Source organism: Sphingobacterium spiritivorum ATCC 33861 (assembly GCF_000143765.1).
GTDB lineage: Bacteria > Bacteroidota > Bacteroidia > Sphingobacteriales > Sphingobacteriaceae > Sphingobacterium > Sphingobacterium spiritivorum.
The window spans coordinates 894903-915447 of sequence record NZ_GL379770.1; the positions used below are offsets into that span (position 1 = coordinate 894903).

General features: G+C 41.3%; 9 protein-coding genes. All 9 read left to right on the forward strand.

What is annotated here, in order from left to right:
* Positions 1–3801 (forward strand): T9SS C-terminal target domain-containing protein (locus HMPREF0766_RS03965; RefSeq protein WP_002993932.1); only part of this gene is annotated, 3801 nt, incomplete at its 5' end.
* 47 nt (positions 3802–3848) lie between these two features.
* Complete coding sequence (locus HMPREF0766_RS03970) at positions 3849–4862, forward strand: PorP/SprF family type IX secretion system membrane protein (protein WP_002993936.1); 1014 nt, start codon at positions 3849–3851, stop codon at positions 4860–4862.
* A gap of 13 nt (positions 4863–4875) precedes the next feature.
* The gene (locus HMPREF0766_RS03975) at positions 4876–6828 is read left to right on the forward strand and encodes an OmpA family protein (protein ID WP_002993940.1); all 1953 of its coding nucleotides are present in this window, start codon (positions 4876–4878) and stop codon (positions 6826–6828) included.
* A gap of 184 nt (positions 6829–7012) precedes the next feature.
* Positions 7013–7606: a glutathione-regulated potassium-efflux system oxidoreductase KefF gene (gene kefF / locus HMPREF0766_RS03980; protein WP_002993942.1), complete on the forward strand. Its 594-nt coding sequence runs from the start codon at positions 7013–7015 to the stop codon at positions 7604–7606.
* Positions 7606–9489, forward strand: coding sequence for a monovalent cation:proton antiporter-2 (CPA2) family protein (locus HMPREF0766_RS03985; RefSeq protein WP_002993943.1), 1884 nt, complete (start codon positions 7606–7608; stop codon positions 9487–9489). Before kefF ends, HMPREF0766_RS03985 begins: the two co-directional genes overlap by 1 nt.
* A 381-nt stretch (positions 9490–9870) precedes the next feature.
* Positions 9871–10857, forward strand: a complete 987-nt coding sequence (locus HMPREF0766_RS03990; RefSeq protein ID WP_002993944.1) for a helix-turn-helix domain-containing protein — start codon at positions 9871–9873, stop codon at positions 10855–10857.
* Positions 10854–11939, forward strand: coding sequence for an AraC family transcriptional regulator (locus HMPREF0766_RS03995; RefSeq protein WP_002993945.1), 1086 nt, complete (start codon positions 10854–10856; stop codon positions 11937–11939). Before HMPREF0766_RS03990 ends, HMPREF0766_RS03995 begins: the two co-directional genes overlap by 4 nt.
* Before the next feature lie 42 nt (positions 11940–11981).
* On the forward strand, positions 11982–13529 hold the full coding sequence (locus HMPREF0766_RS04000) for a helix-turn-helix domain-containing protein (protein WP_002993946.1): 1548 nt from the start codon (positions 11982–11984) through the stop codon (positions 13527–13529).
* Between the two features lie 613 nt (positions 13530–14142).
* A complete protein-coding gene (locus HMPREF0766_RS21805; protein ID WP_052646375.1) occupies positions 14143–20523 on the forward strand; it encodes a DUF7507 domain-containing protein in 6381 nt (2126 codons plus the stop codon).
* The last annotated feature ends 22 nt before the right edge of the window (positions 20524–20545 follow it).

The window sequence follows — 20545 nt, forward strand, 5'->3', positions numbered from 1 at the left end:
GTCGATGCATTTGATAACCCGATTGCAGGAGCTACAGTAGACTTCGGCTATACCGATCTGACAGATGGTCTGGCGAAGACTGCCAATATAGTGACAGGTGCTAACGGTAAATCCGTTCTGGAACTGACCAGTACGAAGATCGGAGCTGTGACAGTCAGTGCAGTAGTAGCCGGTACAGCAATCAGCGGAAGTCCGCAGACGGTTACCTTCGTAGCCGGACCTGTAGATTATGGTAAATCTAAACTGGTTATTACTAAAGACGGCGCTACAGCGAATGGCGTAGATAAGAATATCCTGGAAGCTACTATTGTCGATGCATTTGATAATCCGATTGCAGGAGCTACAGTAGACTTCGGATACAATGATCTGGTAGATGGTTTGGCGAAGACTGCCAATATAGTGACAGGTGCTAACGGTAAATCCGTTCTGGAACTGACCAGTACGAAGATCGGTGCTGTTACTGTCAGTGCAGGTGTAGCCGGCACGGCGATCAGCGGAAGTCCGCAGACGGTTACCTTCGTAGCCGGACCTGTAGACTATGACAAATCTAATCTGGCGGTGACCAAAGACGGTGCCATCGCAAATGGTACGGATTACAATGAATTCACTGCAACAATTGTAGATGCATTCGTCAATCCTATCGCAAATACAAGCGTAGTATTCAGCATCACTAACCCTGATGGTACTACAGCAACACAAACGATTACTACAGATGCAAATGGCAAGTCAGTCGTTCAGTTGACATCTACCAAAGCAGGAACCGTAACGGTGGATGCTCAGGTGGTTAACCGTTCTATCGCAAACAGCCCTGCCAGAGCGACATTCGTAGCCGGTCCGGTAGACTATGGTAAATCGAAACTCGCTATTATTAAAGACGGTGCTACAGCCAACGGAGTAGACAAGAATATTCTGGAAGCTACTATTGTAGACGCGTTTGATAATCCGATTGCAGGAGCTACAGTAGACTTCGGATACAACGATCTGGTAGACGGTTTAGCGAAGACAGCCAATATAGTGACAGGTGCTAACGGTAAATCTGCACTGGAACTGACCAGTACGAAAATAGGAACAGTGACTGTCAGTGCAGGTGTAGCCGGTACGGCAATCAGTGGCAGTCCGCAGACGGTTACGTTCGTAGCTGGTCCGGTAGACTATGACAAATCTAATTTGGCTGTAACCAAAGATGGTGCCATCGCAAATGGTACGGATTACAACGAATTCACCGCAACAATCGTGGATGCATTCGTCAATCCTATCGCAAATACAACTGTAGTATTCAGTATTACTAACCCGGATGGAACTACAGCAACACAAACCATTACTACAGATGCAAATGGTAAGTCAGTCGTTCAGGTGACATCTACTAAAACAGGAACTGTAACGGTGGATGCTCAGGTAGCTAACCGTTCTATAGCGAACAGCCCTGCCAGAGCGATATTTGTAGCCGGTCCGGTAGACTATGACAAATCTAATCTGGCGGTAACCAAAGATGGGGCTATTGCAAATGGTACGGATTACAACGAATTCACTGCAACAATCGTGGATGCATTCGTCAATCCTATAGCAAATACAACTGTAGTATTCAGCATCATTAACCCTGATGGAACTACAGCAACACAGACGATTACAACCGATGCAAACGGCAAATCCGTAGCCAGAGTGACATCTACTAAAACTGGAACTGTAACTGTGGATGCACAGGTGGCTAACCGCTCTGTCGCAAATAGTCCGGCAACAGCTCTATTTGTGGCTGGGCCGGTAGATTACAGCAAATCTAATCTGGCTGTGACGAAAGACAATGCTATCGCAAATGGAACGGATTATAACGAATTCACCGCGACAATAGTCGATGCATTCAGCAATCCGATAACAAACACTGCAGTAGCATTCGGTATCACTAATCCGGATGGAACTACAGGAACACAGACCATTAATACAGATGCAAACGGTAAATCCGTAGCTAGAGTAACATCTACAAAAGCAGGAACCGTAACTGTAGATGCACAGGTGGCTAACCGCTCTATAGCGAACAGCCCTGCAAAAGCAACATTCGTTATTGCTAATCATATCAGTGTAACTAAAGTTGCAGATCAGGCAAGAGTGAAAGCCGGTACAAGCACCAGCTTTACAATCACCCTGACAAACGATGGTCCTGAGACTTTAGCCGCTGGCAAAGTGATCAGTCTGACAGAACGTCCGGGCGCAGGAGTAACCATTACAGGTTATACAGTGGCCAGTGGTAATGCAACGGTCACCGGAACAGGTAATACCGCTAAAGTAACCGCGACCGGAGCGATAGCAGTAGGAGGAACAATTGTCGTAAAAGTAACCGCAAATATTGCAGCAGATGCACCGGCTACTGTTACAAATGGTATCACCGTCTGGGGACCAGATAAAAATCCAGGTACAGACCCTGAGGATGATAAAGATGATACGGATCCGATTCCTGTAGATCGTGAATACAAATTGAGTATTACTAAAGTTGCGGATCAGGCAAGAGTGAAAGCAGGTACAAATACAAGCTTTACACTTACCATTACAAACAATGGTCCGGCAATTATCAGCACAGGAAAAGTGATCAGTCTGACTGAGCGTCCGGGAGCAGGAGTAACCATCACCGGTTACAGTGTAGCCAGTGGTGCCGCAACAGTAGCGGGTACTGCTAATACAGCAAAACTGACAACAACTGCTAATATTGCGGTGGGTGCTACAATAGTAGTTAAGGTAGCCGCAAGTGTAGCTGCAGATGCTCCGGCCACTATCACCAACGGAATCACCGTCTGGGGTCCTGATAAAGATCCTGGAACGGATCCGGAAGATGATAAGGATGATACAGATCCGATTCCTGTAGATCGTGAAACTAAACTCTCAATCACGAAGGTAGCCGATGAAGCAAGAGTGAAAGCAGGAGAAGCGACGAGCTTTACACTGACGATCACTAACGATGGTCCTTCAGTAATGGAGACAGGAAAAGTGATCAGTCTGAGAGAGCGTCCGGGAGCAGGAGTGACAGTGACAGGTTACAGCATTATCAGCGGAACAGCAACTGTCAGCGGAACAGCCAACAGTGCAGCCGTAACAACGACAGCAGCAATACCGGTAGGAGGGAAGATCCTGGTTAAAGTTGCAGCAACAGTTTCTGATGACGCAGCCGCAACAATCACAAATGGTATTACCGTATGGGCTCCGGGTAAAAATCCGGATACCGATCCGGAAGATGATAAGGACGATACGGATCCGATCCCTGTAGACTTCCAGACCATCCTGGCGGTAGACGATGAAGCTGAAACAAAAGCTGCCAATGAAGTGAAAATAGAAGTACTGGCTAACGATCAGGTGACCAAGTGGGCAATTGATCCGGCAACTGTCGAAATCGTAACAACAGCAGCAGAAGGAACTACATCAGTGAATATAGACGGAACAGTCACTTATCTGCCAAACAAAGTATTCGTAGGCGTGGATCAGTTTAGTTACCGTGTGAAAGACGTGAAAGGAAGATGGAGTAATGCGGCAGTGGTCAAAATCAATGTATTGTCAAATCCATTGATCGTACCAAATGTCATTACGCCGAATGGAGATAATATCAATGATAAGTTTGTTCTGAAAGGTATTGAAACCTACGATCGTGTAAGCCTGACCATCATCAACAGATGGGGTAATGAGGTCTATCGTAATGCAAACTATGACAACACTTGGGAAGGTCTTAATCTGAATGCAGGAACATATTTCTACATTATTGAGACCACTAAGAATGGTGTTAAAGAAGTAGTCAAAGGTGACGTATTAATTAAGAGAAACTAGAATCAGTAATAGACTAAATTGTATTATTTACTAAAAATAATAACAACATGAAATACGGAAAATATGCAGTGATAATAGTAGCAGGATTGCTGGGACTGACCAAGGTCAGTGCCCAGCAGAGTATCCAGTTTACGCAGTACATGTTCAATTCGATGAGTGTCAATCCTGCCTATGCGGGGTATAAGGAAGAATGGTTTGCGCAGGTCGGTCTTCGTAGTCAGTGGACCGGCTGGAGCGGAGCACCCAAGACGGGTACAGTGTCTATAGATGGTGTATTGGATCCTTATTCAAAACGCCATGGAGTAGGGCTCAATGTTACTGCTGATAAACTGGGAGCACAAGCCGCTACATCCGCGTATGCCAATTATGCGTTTCGCCTGCAACTGGATGATGAAGATACACAACGCCTGAGTCTGGGAGTTGCGGGAGGAGTAACACAATACAGCCTTGACGGAAATAAACTGGATGCAAACGATCCTAATGATCCCATTATACCAGACGGTAAAATATCAGACTGGGTACCGGATATCCGTTTAGGTGTTTACTACTATAATCCGAAGTGGTACGCAGGTCTGTCTGTACAGGATCTCTTTAACGGGACGAATTCGGGGACAGATTATAGATTTAATCAGAATACTTCTGAAAGTCTGTACCGTACTATCAGCGGATATTTTATTGCGGGAGCATTATTGGAATTGAGCAGAGGAGTGCATTTAAGGCCAAGTATGTTAATCAAAGAAGACTTTAAAGGACCGACTTCTCTTGATGTGAATGCCATGTTTGTATTCAATGGTAAATTTTGGATAGGAGCAGGATACCGCACACGTGCACGTTTGTTTAACAGACAGTATCAGGACAGATCTGTTGATAAGCTGAGTTCTATGAATGCTATTACAGGTATAGCACAGTTTTATGCCACAGACAGACTTCGTATCGGATATTCTTATGATGCGATGATCAACAAATTGAGTGGTGTTCAAAACGGATCACATGAGATCACGCTCGGTATTACATTCGGACGTCGCGGTGCAACACAATATTTGAATCCTAGGTTCTTCTAAGCTAAATGATATTATGATGAAAGCGTTTGGAAAATTAATAGTTACAGCAGCATTAGGCGCTCTAATGATAAACAGTGAGCAGGTGCAGGCGCAGGAGCAACCGTCTCTGAGGGACAGAGCCTATCAGTTCTATCTTGCGGGAGATTATGCAAAGGCCGCTCAGATCTATAACCGCATTGAAGAGAAAAAGGGATTGTCTGCCAGGGAAATTTACGCTGTTGCAGACTCCTACTATCAGATCAACGAATATACATTGGCAGAGCAGTGGCTCAAACGTGTCACAGATCAGGATAGCAAAAATGCAGATGCATTCTGGAAGTATGCCCAGATCCTGAAGATCAATGGACAGTATGCAGAATCAAAGAAGCAATTTGTAGATTATAAACAGCGGTTTCCGGAAGGAAAAAATATTCAGATAGAAATCGACGGTTGTGATTCAGCTTTACTTTGGACTGGCAGGCCGACTACCCATGTTCTTAAAAATGAAAAGGAAGTAAATACAAGTTTCTCCGAGTTCGGGGTTTTACCATTGAGTAATGGGGTACTGTATTCCGGAGAACCATCTGTAGCCTCAGTGGATAAAAGCGATATGACAGGTAATGCTTATCTGAGAATCTTTTCTGCAGGAAGAGATGAAGACGGAATCACATTAAAGTATCCTGTATTGTCGGACGGTGTTTACAACGATGCTAAGTATTATGTCGGACCGGTGACAACCAATCAGGATCAGGATGTATTGTTTGTGACCCGAACATATGCAGGAAGTAGTGCCGAGAAGGTAAAGAGAGATGGTATGCGTTTCAAAAAACACAATCTTGAACTCATTCTGTATAAAAAGAACGGAGAATCCTGGATACCGGAGGCTTTTCCATACAATAATGTGGAGAAATACTCTGTGGGACACGCCAGTCTGAGTACAGATGGAAAAGTATTATACTTTGCATCAGATATGCCCGGAGGAAAAGGTGGCGTAGATATCTGGTACAGTCAGGTAAATGCAGATGGCACATGGGGTACACCCGCCAATGCCGGAAACGAAATCAATTCTCCCGGAGATGAGATGTTTCCATCTACATTCGGAGATACACTATACTTCTCCAGTAATGGTTATGCCGGTATGGGAGGATTGGATGTATTCAAAGCGGTAGGTAGCAAAAACAGTTTCAGAGGAAGAGAAAACCTGAAATCTCCCGTTAATTCTTCAACAGATGATTTTGCATATGTCGTATCAGCAGATGATGAAGAGCGTCAGTACGGTTATTTTTCCTCCAACCGGACAGGTGGAGCGGGCGGAGATGATATCTATTCATTTGTGTACACCAAACCAAAAATAACAATACGTCTTCAGGGAAAAGTCTTTGATAAAGAAAGTACTGATTCGCTGGGGCAGACACAGGTCCGTATATTTGATGATAAAGGTAAACTGTTGTCCACTTTCTTTGCTAACAGTCCGACTTTCGATACCGAACTTCAGAGTAAGCTGGCTCAGAAAATAGTGGTGTCGAAAGACGGGTTTATGTCCGATTCACTATTCGTGCCAGCTATCAGAGCGACAAAAGATACCACCCTCTTTGCGAGCTTTAAACTACAACCTGTAAATAAAGAGGGGATTGTCTTTGTACTGGATAATATCTATTATGATTTCAACAAATCAGATATCAGACCGGATGCAGCTAAAGTCCTGGATCAACTGGTTAATACAATGACTGAAAATCCTACTCTTCAGATCGAGTTGTCCAGTCATACGGATAGTCGCGGTTCGGACAATTACAATATGAAACTATCAGACCGAAGAGCAAAATCTGCGGTAGATTATATCATTAGTAAGGGAATTGCTAAGGAACGTCTTGTCTCCAAAGGTTATGGCGAGACCAGGTTGGTAAATGAATGTGCTAATGGTGTGAAATGTACAGAAGAGCAACATCAGGCGAATAGACGTACAGAAGTGAAAGTACTTAAATACTAAGAAAAACAAACAAAAAAAGGGCAGTTCTCCTCGGAGAGCTGCCCTTTTTTTATGGGTATGGCAGATCGGGTACTCCGATCCGGATCATAATGAAAAAACAAAAAAAATGTAATAAATTTAACATAGATCAAGAGTTGCTAATTTAAATTTGATCAATTTTACACCGGCTTTTAATTGAATCAACATGCTGAAGATACTCGTGCTGTTTGCACATCCTACATTAGAACAATCTGTCGTGAATAAAAAATTAATCAGACGCATGCGTTCATTGCCGGATATTTCGGTAAGAGATCTGTATGAATTATATCCTGATTTTGATATTCCGGTACGGGTAGAACAGGCTGCTTTGGAAAGACACGATATCGTGATATGGATGCATCCTATTTATTGGTATTCGGCTCCGCCTATTATCAAACAATGGATCGATCTGGTCTTACTGCATGACTGGGCTTACGGAGCCAGGGGAACTGCACTCAAAGACAAATGGATCTTCAATGCCGTCACTACCGGAGCCACTTTGGAGGCCTATCAGGAGGGAGGACACCATGGTTATCCGCTTAAAGATTTTTTGTTGCCGTATAAACAGACTGCTGCTCTTTGTCATATGCATTATTTGCCCCCATACGTGATAGACGGGACATTTAGTAAACAACCTAAAGAGATTGAGCAGGATATTGAACAATTTATATCTCACTTACAACTACTGCAGTCAGGAAAATTTGAGGCCGCTGCCTTACAGCAATTTTCGTATTTAAATCAACTTAAAGATCAAGCATAATGGATTCATCATTTTTATTTCAGATCATTGCCTATCTGGGTTCGGCTGTGATTTTCGTGCCTATTGCCAAAAAACTCGGTCTTGGGTCTGTGCTTGGTTACCTTATTGCCGGGGTTATTATTGGTCCTTCTGTCTTGCAATGGGTAGGTAGCGGTACACAAGACGTTATGCATGTCGCCGAATTTGGGGTCGTCATGATGCTTTTTCTTATTGGTTTGGAGTTAGATCCGGGCACCTTATGGAAATTGAGAGGCCCCATATTAGGCATGGGAGGACTGCAGGTTATTCTTTCAGCGCTGTTGATTGCCACCATTTGTTCGTTAATGGGATTCTCATGGAAAGAAGGGCTTGTTCTCGGACTTACGCTGGCTTTATCTTCTACCGCAATAGTGATGCAGTCACTCGGTGAAAAGGGCTGGCTGGATACAGTGGCCGGTAAAAGTTCTTTTGCTGTATTATTGTTTCAGGATATTGCTGTCATCCCTATATTAGCCCTGTTGCCTTTGCTCGCAGATAATGCGTCTGCTGTAACTACAGAAGGAGATACCTGGCTGACAGATATCAGTGGTCCCGCCAAAGCCGTATCTCTTCTGGCTGCTGTTGCTATTGTGGTGCTTATCGGTAAATATATAGTAGGCCCGATCCTTCGCGTCATCACACGCACAGGTATGCGCGAGCTGTTTCTTGTCGGGGCTTTACTTCTTATCGTGCTTATAGCTTTTATAATGCAAAAGGTAGGACTGAGTCCTGCCTTAGGCGCCTTTTTAGCTGGCGTTGTCCTCGCAAACAGCGAATTTAAGCACGAACTTGAAAGCGACCTCGAGCCTTTCAAAGGCCTTTTGCTTGGTGTGTTTTTTATAGCTGTAGGTGCATCCATCAATATTTTCTTCGTATGGCAGGAAGCCAGTACCATATCCATATGGGTAGGACTTTTTATGCTTGTCAAGATTATAGTGTTGTATGTGCTGGCAGTCGTATTTAAATTGAAAATAGATCAACGGATCATTCTTGCCGTCTCTCTCGCACAAATGGGAGAGTTTGCCTTTGTATTATTTAGCATCATCGGTCAGCTACGGCTACTGAGTACAGACACTATCAATATTATGGTCGCAGTAGTGGCCGTCAGTATGGCATTGTCACCTATTCTGCTACTCGTAGCAGACAAACTGATCCTTCCCCGGTTGAATAGTCTGGCAAATCCTCCGGAATCTGAAGAAAAAGAATTTGATGAAGTAAACGAAAATAAAAAAGTGATCATCGCCGGATTTGGGCAGGTCGGTACGATTGTGGCCCGTTTTTTACATCTCAATAAGGTAGAAACAACGATTCTGGATTATAATGGCGATCGTGTGGAAATGCTGCGTAAATATGGGTTTAAAGTATATTTTGGAGACCCAACCCGATATGACCTTCTGAAGTCTGCCGGAGCATCCAAAGCCAGTATTATTGTCAGCGCATTTGACAATGACGAAGATCATATGAAATTAGTCTACATGGTCAAAAAACATTTTAGTCATCTCAAAATAGTAGCCATAGCCAATACTCGTAATCTGGCATATGATCTGATAGAAAATGATGTGGATCGTGTATACAGGGTGGGGACAGATATTGCATTGCGTATGGGAGTGGATGTCATGACCGAACTCGGATACAGACGCTATACCGTATACCGCGCTTCTCAGAAATTCTCAAAACTGGAGGAAAAATCTTTATATAAACTTGCCCGTATCAGAGACAAGGGATCCGAATACATACAAATGGTTCAGGAGACAATCCGCGAACTGGAAAATGAATTATTAGATGATATGTCTTCAGATGATAACTCCTCTGTAAAAAATGCCTGGAGCGATTCAGAACGTAAAAAAGGAGAAGACGAAAAGTAAAAAATTAAATCATTGGATCCCGAAACATCAGAAATCAACCCTGTAAATACATAGGTTGAACTCTTTTTGAGATATAATTTGTTGAGGTATAGATAGTTTTCTTACTGTTTTTTGTCTTATCGTGAATTAAAAAAAGTGATCAATGTTATTTTTTTATGCGTTAATATATGTACCTTATAAATAAAATAACATTACGGTTTAATGTTTTAATTGTAGGTAGTTATTTGAAATTTATTTTGTCTAAAGAAGATCGGTGTCGATATATTTGTTTTTCAATTTGAATACCTAAGCCTTTTCAGTATTCTTTTTGATTCCTTTTTAATAGCTTTCTTGAGATATTATCAAGCAGTTTACATCTTATTTCAATGTTTAAATAAAGTAATGCAAATTGATAGAATTTTACCCGATCGTATATTTAATGCTCTGACTTTACTGATCGGCTTATTAACGCTATTACATCTTGCAGCATTATTTTTAAATATAGGTATTCCATTTTCACTGTTGTATGGACCTATTCTGTATCTGATACAACAGACATTTTATAAGAAATATATGCGGATAAGACAAATGCTGATCCATCTTATCCCTTTTATACTATGTACTGTATGGATCTATTCGGCTGATACTTCGCCTATTCTGTTTTATTCTTATTCTCTGATTAATACCCTTATGGTATGCACTTCCAGTATGGGTTATACCGTAATGATATTGCTGAATATGAAAAAGTGGACATCCCATCCTGAAAATATAAAGGTTTCCTTATTTATTAAATCTTTTTTTATTTTCTGTGCCATTGAATTCGGTTTCCTTACACTTGTTCTGCATCACAGGCTTCAGTTTGATTATGATATTGATCCTATGATTATTATCTGCCTGCTGTCTGTTCTTTCTGCTTTATTGAGTTTTGATTTTCTGATCCGTCGCCTGAGTTCTTCTTTTGAACAGACAAATGCTGCAGGCCGGAAACTGTCCATAGCACAACTTCCATTTTTGGAAGAGATCCGGATGGATGAAGCGCATTGGGAATTGTACAGACAAGACTTAGTCCGGTCCGTAGAAGAACAGCAGTTATATCTGGATACCGGACTTTCTGCTGACCGGCTTGCGGATGAAATCGGAATAAGCAGGCAACAGCTATCTGTATTGTTGAACAATTACCTGGGGAAAAATTTTTATGAATGGATAGCCGAATACCGTATCGCACACGCTGTCAAACTGTTCAGAGAAGGAGGTTATATACTCAAAATAGAATCATTGGCTTTTCAGTGCGGGTTTAATTCTAAAACCACTTTTAATAAATACTTTAAGCATTATATGGGGATTACCCCATCAGAATTCAGAGAACACTTGTCCCTAAATAAGCAATGACCGCTACCATACTTTTTACAGCTATTCTGTTAATGACTGGTGTGACACTGGGCTTTATACTGTTTACAAAGAGTACAGCATTTATTGACCAGGTTACGCAAAGTATTTTGGTGATATTTGTCTTTTATACTTTGTTTACAGTGGTATGCAGTTATATTTATCCTTCACTTTCGTACTTAGATAAGGCCTCTCCCTTATGGTGGATATTTGGTCCCTGCGGTTATATTAGGTTTAAAGCGACAGAAAGAACAAGATGGTCTGTCCAGGATATCTGGCACCTTATACCTCTGATGCTGATGCTTCCGTTTTATTTTCTTTTTATATCTTCTGTATCCATTCGTAACGATTACGGATACATCTATTATAGTGTTTTGTATACCTGTACTGCTTGTATTTGGTTTGGATACGCACTTTTCATTATTTTTAGCCTGGGAAGAAAAACCGAAACACCTATAGACAGCAACGGATATCTGGATTATATCAGTGTGATATTGCTGTTTATACTGGCTTTCTTTATGATGTCGGTGGCATACAACTATATTGTTTATAAACAGGATGCAGTATCCTCATTATCCGGTCTGTTGTTGTTCTTTGCTATGTTTATTGGTGTATCAGCAGCGTATTTGCATTATTTTTACCTGTTGATGCAACGAAAAAGACAATCCGAAACAGCAGATCACATCCGTCAACCAGGGCAAGGCAAGATGCACAACAGATATCCTGATGAAGGAGATAGAAAACTGTGGGTTCAGCGTATAGATGAGTATCTGGTACCGGAAAGGTATCTGGATATGAGATTTAATATGTTGAAAATGTCCAAAAATCTAAAAATTCCCAAAGAACAGTTGCTGTTGATATTTGAACAACATTACAGAAAGAGTTTTATTACATATATCAATCAGCTGAGAGTTAATTATGCATGTAAAATGCTTGCAGATCAGGATTTTAATCTTTCTATGGAACAACTTGCTGCAGATTGCGGATTCAGATCCAAAGCATCCTTTTACCGATGTTTCAGGGAAGAACATTCCTGTACACCTTTAATGTTTAGAGAAAGGCAAATCAAAAATCAACTTGTGTAAGGAACGCTTCCTGGTAGCGCCAATACTATATAACTATTTATCGTGAAAAAAATAAGATTTGCCTTACTGCTCCTCATCGTATTGTATATAGCAATACCCCTTCGGGCTCAGGAAAATGCTGCATTTGATAGTGTGTACAATAAAGTTTATGGCGCAATGATCGCTTCAGATGTAAGGAAAGCAAATTTTCTTGCTGATTCACTGCTGTCTATAGCTCATAAAGGTGAAGAACAGATCAAGTCACTGATGCTGCTGGCGAATATCAAACATAGTACGGGAGATTTTACAGCAGCTTTAGTTAATGCCATTCGTGCGCAACAAATAGCAAAAGATTTTGATTATCTGGAATGGACGGTACGAACGTCGGGATTTATAGCTACCACTTTTCGTAATGTAGGCTTAGTGGAAGAAGGACGTAAACATCTTGCAGAAGCGGAAAAGGCAAATAAAAGACTCAAAGGAAAAGAAGGATACGATCTTACCTCAGCCAATATTTATCAGGAGAGAGCATTCTATTATCTGGAGAATAAAAAATATAAAGAAGCAATAAAGGAACTGGAAAACGGAATGCAGCATCTGAAACAAATTCCTTCCAGTCCGAGAGCAATAATAGTGCATGCTACAAATGATCAGTTATTAGGAATCTGTTATCTGGAAACCAATGATCTGCAAAAAGCCCGAGAATATCTCAATTCCTCCTTACAGAAGTTGGGTGAGCAGGAAAGTAATCTTCGCCCCTATATTTTCAGGGCAATGGGAGAGGTGGAAATGAGGCTAAAACAATATGCTAAAGCCTATTCCTATTTTAAACAGGCTGAAGTATACATAGCTTCATCGGAGAGAGCGGAGTTAAAAAGTCTTGTATATGAGAGTTTTGCGGCTTATTATAAGGCTACAAATGACCAATCCAAAGCAGTGGAATATAGTGAGCGCTATATGGAGGAAATAAGGAAAAAAAACGATCTCACACTAAAGATATCTAATCAGCTTATCAAAGAATTTTACAATACCCAACATACCGAATCGCGGAATAAAAAATACCTGATCCTGCTATCTGTTTTTCTGTTTATTGTGACCACCGTAAGTGTAATATTTTATATCTGGAACAGAAAGATGCAAAATATGCGGTATAACCATATTCTCCGTGATGTAGCGCAGTTTGGACTAAGAGGTAAAAGGACTGAAGCATTACAACCTGCAAAAGCAGAAAGCAGGGATCTCAGAATTACTAAAGAAACGGAAGAACGTATACTAAGTGATCTGATACAACTGGAGGAGCAGTCTTATTTTGTTAATAAAGAAATATCTCTTTCAGCGGTAGCAGCCCGACTCAATACCAATACCAATTATCTTTCATACATCATCAATACTTATAGAGGAAAAGACTTTTCTCATTATATCAACGAATACAGAGTCCGTCATATCATTCAAAGACTACAGGAAGAACCCAAATTAAGACATTGCAAACTTTCGCATATCGCTGATCTGGCAGGCTTCTCTTCACACAGTAAATTCTCCGCAGTATTTAAAGTGGTAACGGGAATTTCCCCCTCTGTTCTGATCTCTCGCTTACGGGAAGAATCGAAATGACAGAAATGAAAATAGGACACTACCCATCTTTAACAGATAAATGTTTTACCGGTATTTTTTTATGAGATATATTCATTAAAAAAAGCCTGGAACTTCCCGTACTCCTGCTATCAATACCTGATGCCTTAAATCTTTTTTTACGTTATGCATTAACAGTTACGTTGGACCGGATAACCTATGTGTAAATAACAAAGAATTCGCTATTGTCCAATTCGATACTGCAAATCTTGTTTTCCTTCCAAAAACCCGTTTAAAAACATCCTTTTTTTTAAAATTTTATATTCACTGTTATTCGTTTCTTAAAAACAGACAGACAAATGTCCCTTGATTTTGAGTTTTTACGAAAAACTGTTAACAATCTTATTTGCAGTCGTTTATAGTGTTTTATCCGAAGTCCGTTTGTCTCAATTTATTGTCTTGTACAACAGCTTCAGATAATGAGATCAGTGGTCTTGGTCAGGATATCAATATTTGTGCCGCCAAAGTAAAGCGTATTACAAGGGGACTTATAACTGCTCAGTTTGTATAAGGAAGATTCCTGTTCCATATCGTCTCCCTGATGAGTATGCCGTTTTGGAAAGATAATGAAAAGTCAAATAATTGTTAACCGAATATGCAAAATTTTAACAAAAATTGTATTGTTTACATCGTACTGTTATTTATATCCCTTTGCCTGGGATTGAATACATATGCGGATGGTTCCAGAGATTTATATCCGAGCGGAGTAAGTGGGGGAAGAGCTTCTTTGCGTTCCAGTATGACTGTAAATGCGAGTGCTTATCCATTTCCCACAAATGGTACACATTATGTCTACGCAAAAGTAGGTGAAACGATAGCATTAGCGTCAAGTGCTCAAAGTGGTACTAATACGCAGATCAAATTGTATAATCCCAGCGGAATCGAATTGTCACTGACTATAGGTAATAACGCAGGAAATATAGCCAATCGGACTGCCGAACTTGAAGGTCCGAGATTGCCCGGACAGACATCTCCTGCTAATGCTTATACTGCAATTTATCATACCGTTGTACAAGAGGGTATTTATAAGGTCGAATTCCTTCCTCATGGAAATGGTAGCGGTAGTGGTGGCCGGGACAATATTTCCGGAAATGGCAACTGGACGCAGGCAGCAAATTCTGTATATATTCCCGCCTGGGATGTCTCTGTAGCCAATGTCGCCAAAACAGGCTGGATTAAAGGTCGGGTATATATGAATGTCCTTAATATGGATATTTATACAATAACTTCCGGTTTTTCTAATATTGGTGGTTTCTATGGTAAATTCAAGATATTAACAAAAGACGGATATGTCTACAATGTGGATAATAACGGAAATAATGGTATCTCTTTTACGTTCTTTGTTAATAATAAAGGATTCTTCAAGTCGACCACAGATAATACCCCGCTTTACAAGAGTATGGATTTATCTAACCTGTCGGGCAGAGTACATGATCCTCGTACGGCAGATGCCGGATCCGAAGTTACACACAAGATATTCTACACGCTTCCGGCAAACGATTTGCCGACTTCAGCTAATGGAGCTGTACCCGGAAATAGTACCTGGTTAAAAAATAACAGAATTGTCCCTAAAGTCGAACAATTGAAAGTGATTGGTGTAGACGGAACAAATGGACAGGTTAGTAATAAGGGGGGTAAAATTTCATTTGAAACAGGAAATACCGGACAATATAAAATTGTAATTGAATCTAACGGAGGAGTGAATTTTCCTGCACGAACGTTAACGGGCATAGCATTGGCAGGTGTCAATAATATTCTGTGGGATGGAAAAGATGGTGCAGGAAATCCATTACCACAAGGTAATGTACCTGCTAAAATCAGTGTTCAGCTTCAGGGGGCAGAGGTACATTTCCCATACTTAGATATGGAGATCAATCCGAATGGTATTATTCTGGAATTGCTTAATGATAATCTGTCATCCGTGGAGTCAAATATTGTATATTGGGATGATACAGATATACCAAATACCAGTTCAGGCACAAACTCATCACCAAAAAATGCAAGTCATTTTGTGCTACCGAATGGCACTCCGAGTTCTGGCACCAACGCGAATGGACATAAGTGGGGAGCTAATACAACTGCTACCAGCGGAACATTTGGAGATGTTAAGGCGATGGATACATGGACATTTATTTTAGGCCCGGTAGAAACATTACAAACACAAATAGCGGTTAAGGTAGCCGATCTCAAGATTGAAAGTGTAAGCACTTCCAACGGAGTAGTCAAAGTTGGTGATGAAATTGTATACACTGTAATTGTAAAAAATGACGGACCAAGTGATGTCCAGGGTGCTCCTTTTTCATTCAATGCACCTACAGGCTACGAGATTACAAGTGCTACTCCAAAAACCGTATGCACAGGAGGAGCACAAGCAAATCCATCCATAACATCAAATAAATTTAATTCGGCACTTGATATGCCGAATGGCTGTTCCATCACCTACGAAATCAAGGTAAAACCTACCAGTACTGCACCTTTCGGTCCGATAACGGTAGACGCAACTATCATGCGCCCTAATGACGTAACAGATCCGGATGCAACAAACCCGGATATCAATACTCCTCCTACAGATCCGTATTTTGAATGTGGTAATGGAGTAGCCGGAGCAGGATGTAATAATATAAAAAATAATACAACAGTAACGTTGATTGATTTGTTGACTGCGACAAAATCTATAGTGGGTAATCCGGCAACCATAAAACCGGGACAAGCTATTACCTACCAGATCAAAATCAAAAACAGTAATACGGTTGCAAAAACTCCGGTGCAGGTCTCGGACGTTATACCTGCGGGATTATCGCAGATTTCAGCGATTACCAATGGCGGGACTTATAATCCAACGAACAGAACAATTACCTGGTCTAATCTTACCGTAGCCGGTAATTCAGAATTGACATTAAGCTTTAATGCCATTGTTGATGCCAACCTTGCAGCAGGTACAGTTTCCATCAAGAATACAGCGATCGTAACAGATCCGATCGATCCTACCGTTCCGGTAACTCCGGAAGTAGAAGTACCGACAGAAGGAAAGATCACTTCTGTAAAAAGCATTGTCGGTAATCCAACCAGCGTAAAATCCGGTGATGAACTGGAATACCGTATCGTACTGACCAACAGCTATGGTACAGCGAAGAGCGGCGTGACCGTAAGCGATGCGCTTGCAGCCGAGCTGAATGCACCGACAGCTATTTCAAACGGCGGATCACTAAGTGGTAACACGATCAACTGGACAAACCTGACTGTTCCTGCAAACGGCACCTTGACCCTAAGCTTCAAAGCTGTTGTCAAAGCCAACCTTGCAGCAGGTACAGTTTCTATTAAGAATACAGCGATCGTAACAGATCCGATCGATCCTACGGTTCCGGTCACTCCGGAAGTAGAAGTACCGACAGAAGGGAAGATCACTTCCGTGAAAAGCATTGTCGGTAATCCGACAAAAGTAAAATCCGGTGATGAACTGGAATACCGCATCGTACTGACCAACAGCTACGGTACAGCGAAGACTGGTGTGACCGTCAGCGATGCGCTTGCAGCCGAGCTGAATGCACCTACTGCTATTTCAAACGGCGGATCACTAAGTGGTAACACAATCAACTGGACAAACCTGACCGTTCCTGCCAATGGCACATTAACCCTAAGCTTCAAGGCTGTTGTCAAAGCTAATCTTCCAACGGGAACAACAGCTATTAAGAATACAGCGATCGTAACAGATCCAATCGATCCTACCGTTCCGGTAACTCCTGAAGTAGAAGTAAAAGTTCCTTCTATTGCATTAGTTAAGGAATCTGTTTTAAATGATGAAAACGGAGATCAGATTGTTCAGAAGGGAGAGACAGTTACATACACCTTTAAAGTTTTCAATAACGGAGGAACAGTTGTAAACAATCTTGTAATCAATGATTCTAAATTAAATATTGTCAACTTACCTGTTGTACCGTCACTGTTAAATCCTGGTGAAACGGGAACAGTAACAGCTACATACACACTTACACAGGCTGATATAGATGCCGGCAGTATAACCAATACAGCCTTAGCTAAAGGAACAGATCCTAGAGGTAGAGATGTGACAGATATTTCGGGTACGGCAGTCGATAATAACATACCAACTGTAACAGTTTTACCAAAACAACCTTCATTGGTATTACACAAAACAGGTACTTATATAGATAAAGATAATAATGGATCTACCAATGTAGGAGATGTAATTAAGTACCGGTTTGAAGTTATTAACAATGGAAATGTTACTGTGAAAGGAATCACAATCAGTGATCCTAAAGTAACTGTAACAGGAGGACCTGTTGATCTGGCTCCGGGAAGTTCGGATGCAACAACATTCTATGCAGAATATATTATAAAACAAGAAGATATCGACAAAGGAGGTGTTTATAATCTGGCGACAGCAGAAGGAAAAGATCCGGACGGAGATAATGTATCTGTTACTTCAAAAGATCCGAATCCGATAAGTACAGATCCGGGAGTTGATCCGGGTTGTTTAACCTGTACCATTACACCTCTTGACAGAAAAGGTGAAATTACTGTAATGAAAACCGCTAACCTTTCTCAACAATTCAGATATGCAGGTGAGAAAATAGAATATGATATAGTGGTCACGAATACAGGTAATGTCACATTAAAGAATGTAAATGTTACGGATGCTAATGCAGACATTAAAAACATTGGTACCATTACTGAATTAAAGGTAGGACAATCTGAAACATTTAAAGCTTATCATACTATAACAGCAGCGGATATGTTACAAGGTTATGTATCAAATATAGCGGTAGCTGTTGGAAATGATCCTAAGAATAACCCGGTGACAGGAGAATCGAAAAGCGGAAATCCGACACAACCGAAAGATCCTGTTGACCCGAATTGTAAAACATGTACAATCACACCTCTTCCATGGAAAGAGATCAAAGCGAATAACGATACGCCACCGGCTATCAACGGAAAAGATGGTGGCAGTACAACCAGCGTATTGGATAACGATCAGCTGAACGGCAAACCAGTTGTACCGGCAGAAGTAAAACTGACTCCGGGTAACTCACCGAACAAAGGAATCACAATGAATCCTGACGGAACAATCACGGTATCACCGGAAACACCTTCAGGTAACTACGAATATCCGTACACGATCTGTGAGATATTAAATCCTGCAAACTGCAGTGATGCAAAAGCAACTGTAGTAGTACAAGCAGCACCAATCAAAGCCAATAACGATACGCCACCGGCTATCAATGGAAAAGATGGTGGCAGTACAACCAGCGTATTGGATAACGATCAGCTGAACGGCAAACCAGTTGTACCGGCTGAAGTAAAACTGACTCCGGGTACTTCACCGAACAAAGGAATCACAATGAATCCTGACGGAACGATCACCGTATCACCGGAAACACCTTCAGGTAACTACGAATATCCGTACACGATCTGTGAGATATTAAATCCTGCAAACTGCAGTGATGCAAAAGTAACAGTAGTTGTAGAAGCAGCACCAATCAAAGCCAATAACGATACGCCACCGGCTATCAATGGAAAAGATGGTGGCAGTACAACCAGCGTATTGGATAACGATCAGCTGAACGGCAAACCAGTTGTACCGGCAGAAGTAAAACTAACTCCGGGAACATCGCCGATCAAAGGAATCACAATGAATCCTGACGGAACGATCACCGTATCACCTGAAACACCGGCAGGTAACTACAAATATCCGTACACGATCTGTGAGATATTAAATCCTGCAAACTGCAGTGATGCGAAAGTAACAGTAGTTGTAGAAGCAGCACCAATCAAAGCTAACAGCGATACACCTGTTCCTGTAAATGGTAAAAATGGAAAGACAATTCCAAGTGTATTGGATAACGATCAGTTAAACGGTAAGCCGGTAGTACCAGCTGAAGTTAAACTGACTCCGGGTACATCACCAAACAAAGGAATCACAATGAATCCTGACGGAACGATCACAGTATCACCGGAAACACCGACAGGTAACTACGAATATCCGTATACAATCTGTGAAGTATTGAATCCGACAAACTGTAGTAATACAGTGGTCAGAATTACAGTAGTAGAGCCTAAGCTTGAGATTCTGAAAGTTGCAGACAGATCAAGAGTTAAAGCAGCTGGTGAGGAGATTACCTATACGATTACAGTTAAAAATACGGGTGGTGTAGAATTTAATAATCTGGTATTGACAGATGTGATGTTCCCTGCCTGGAATGAGAAAATAGCTGTTCTTGCTATAGGAGCAACCAGAAGTTTCAGTCTGACACACAAGGTGACACAGGACGAAATCGAAAACGGTGTTCTTGTCAATACGGCTAAAGTAAATGCACAGGATCCGGATGGAAAACCTTATCAGCCTGAGGTGAAAATAGAAACACCGGTAGATAATCTGGCAGGTCTTACTGTTGTCAAAACAGGGGATCGTAAAGAAGTCAAAGAGAGAGGGGATAAGATCGTATATACCATCACTGTAGAAAATACAGGAAATAAAATTCTGTATGATATTGAAGTGACCGATCCGTTGACCAAATTGTCTAAAACAATTACTCAGCTGGCACCGGGGCAGAAAGAAGTATTTACTACGGAATATGTCGTTATACAATCCGATTTTGATTTGGCTGAGATTGAAAATACAGCCTTTGTGAAAGCGAAAGACGGAAAAGGAAATGTCGTGGATGCAAGCGGACAATACAGTGTAACCGTATCACCGTTACCATTGCATATTCCGAATGTGTTTACGCCAAACGGAGATGGTCAGAATGATAAATTTGAGATTGAAGGAATAGAACGATTTGATCGTGTCGAGATGACTATTATCAACAGATGGGGTAATGAAGTCTACAGAAATAGCCGATACGACAACAATTGGGTAGGAGAAGGCCTTAATGAAGGAACTTACTATTACATCATTGAGACACACAAAGGAAGTACAAAACAACTCCATAAAGGTTGGGTACTGATCAAACGTAATTAATCGAATCATTCATTATACAGCA

Excerpts from the sequence above, each read along its gene's own strand:
- HMPREF0766_RS03970 (WP_002993936.1), top strand. The coding sequence starts at position 3,849 with ATGAAATACGGAAAATATGCAGTGATAATAGTAGCAGGATTGCTGGGA.
- HMPREF0766_RS03975 (WP_002993940.1), top strand. The coding sequence starts at position 4,876 with ATGATGAAAGCGTTTGGAAAATTAATAGTTACAGCAGCATTAGGCGCT.
- kefF (WP_002993942.1), top strand. The coding sequence starts at position 7,013 with ATGCTGAAGATACTCGTGCTGTTTGCACATCCTACATTAGAACAATCT.
- HMPREF0766_RS03985 (WP_002993943.1), top strand. The coding sequence starts at position 7,606 with ATGGATTCATCATTTTTATTTCAGATCATTGCCTATCTGGGTTCGGCT.
- HMPREF0766_RS03990 (WP_002993944.1), top strand. The coding sequence starts at position 9,871 with ATGCAAATTGATAGAATTTTACCCGATCGTATATTTAATGCTCTGACT.
- HMPREF0766_RS03995 (WP_002993945.1), top strand. The coding sequence starts at position 10,854 with ATGACCGCTACCATACTTTTTACAGCTATTCTGTTAATGACTGGTGTG.
- HMPREF0766_RS21805 (WP_052646375.1), top strand. The coding sequence starts at position 14,143 with ATGCAAAATTTTAACAAAAATTGTATTGTTTACATCGTACTGTTATTT.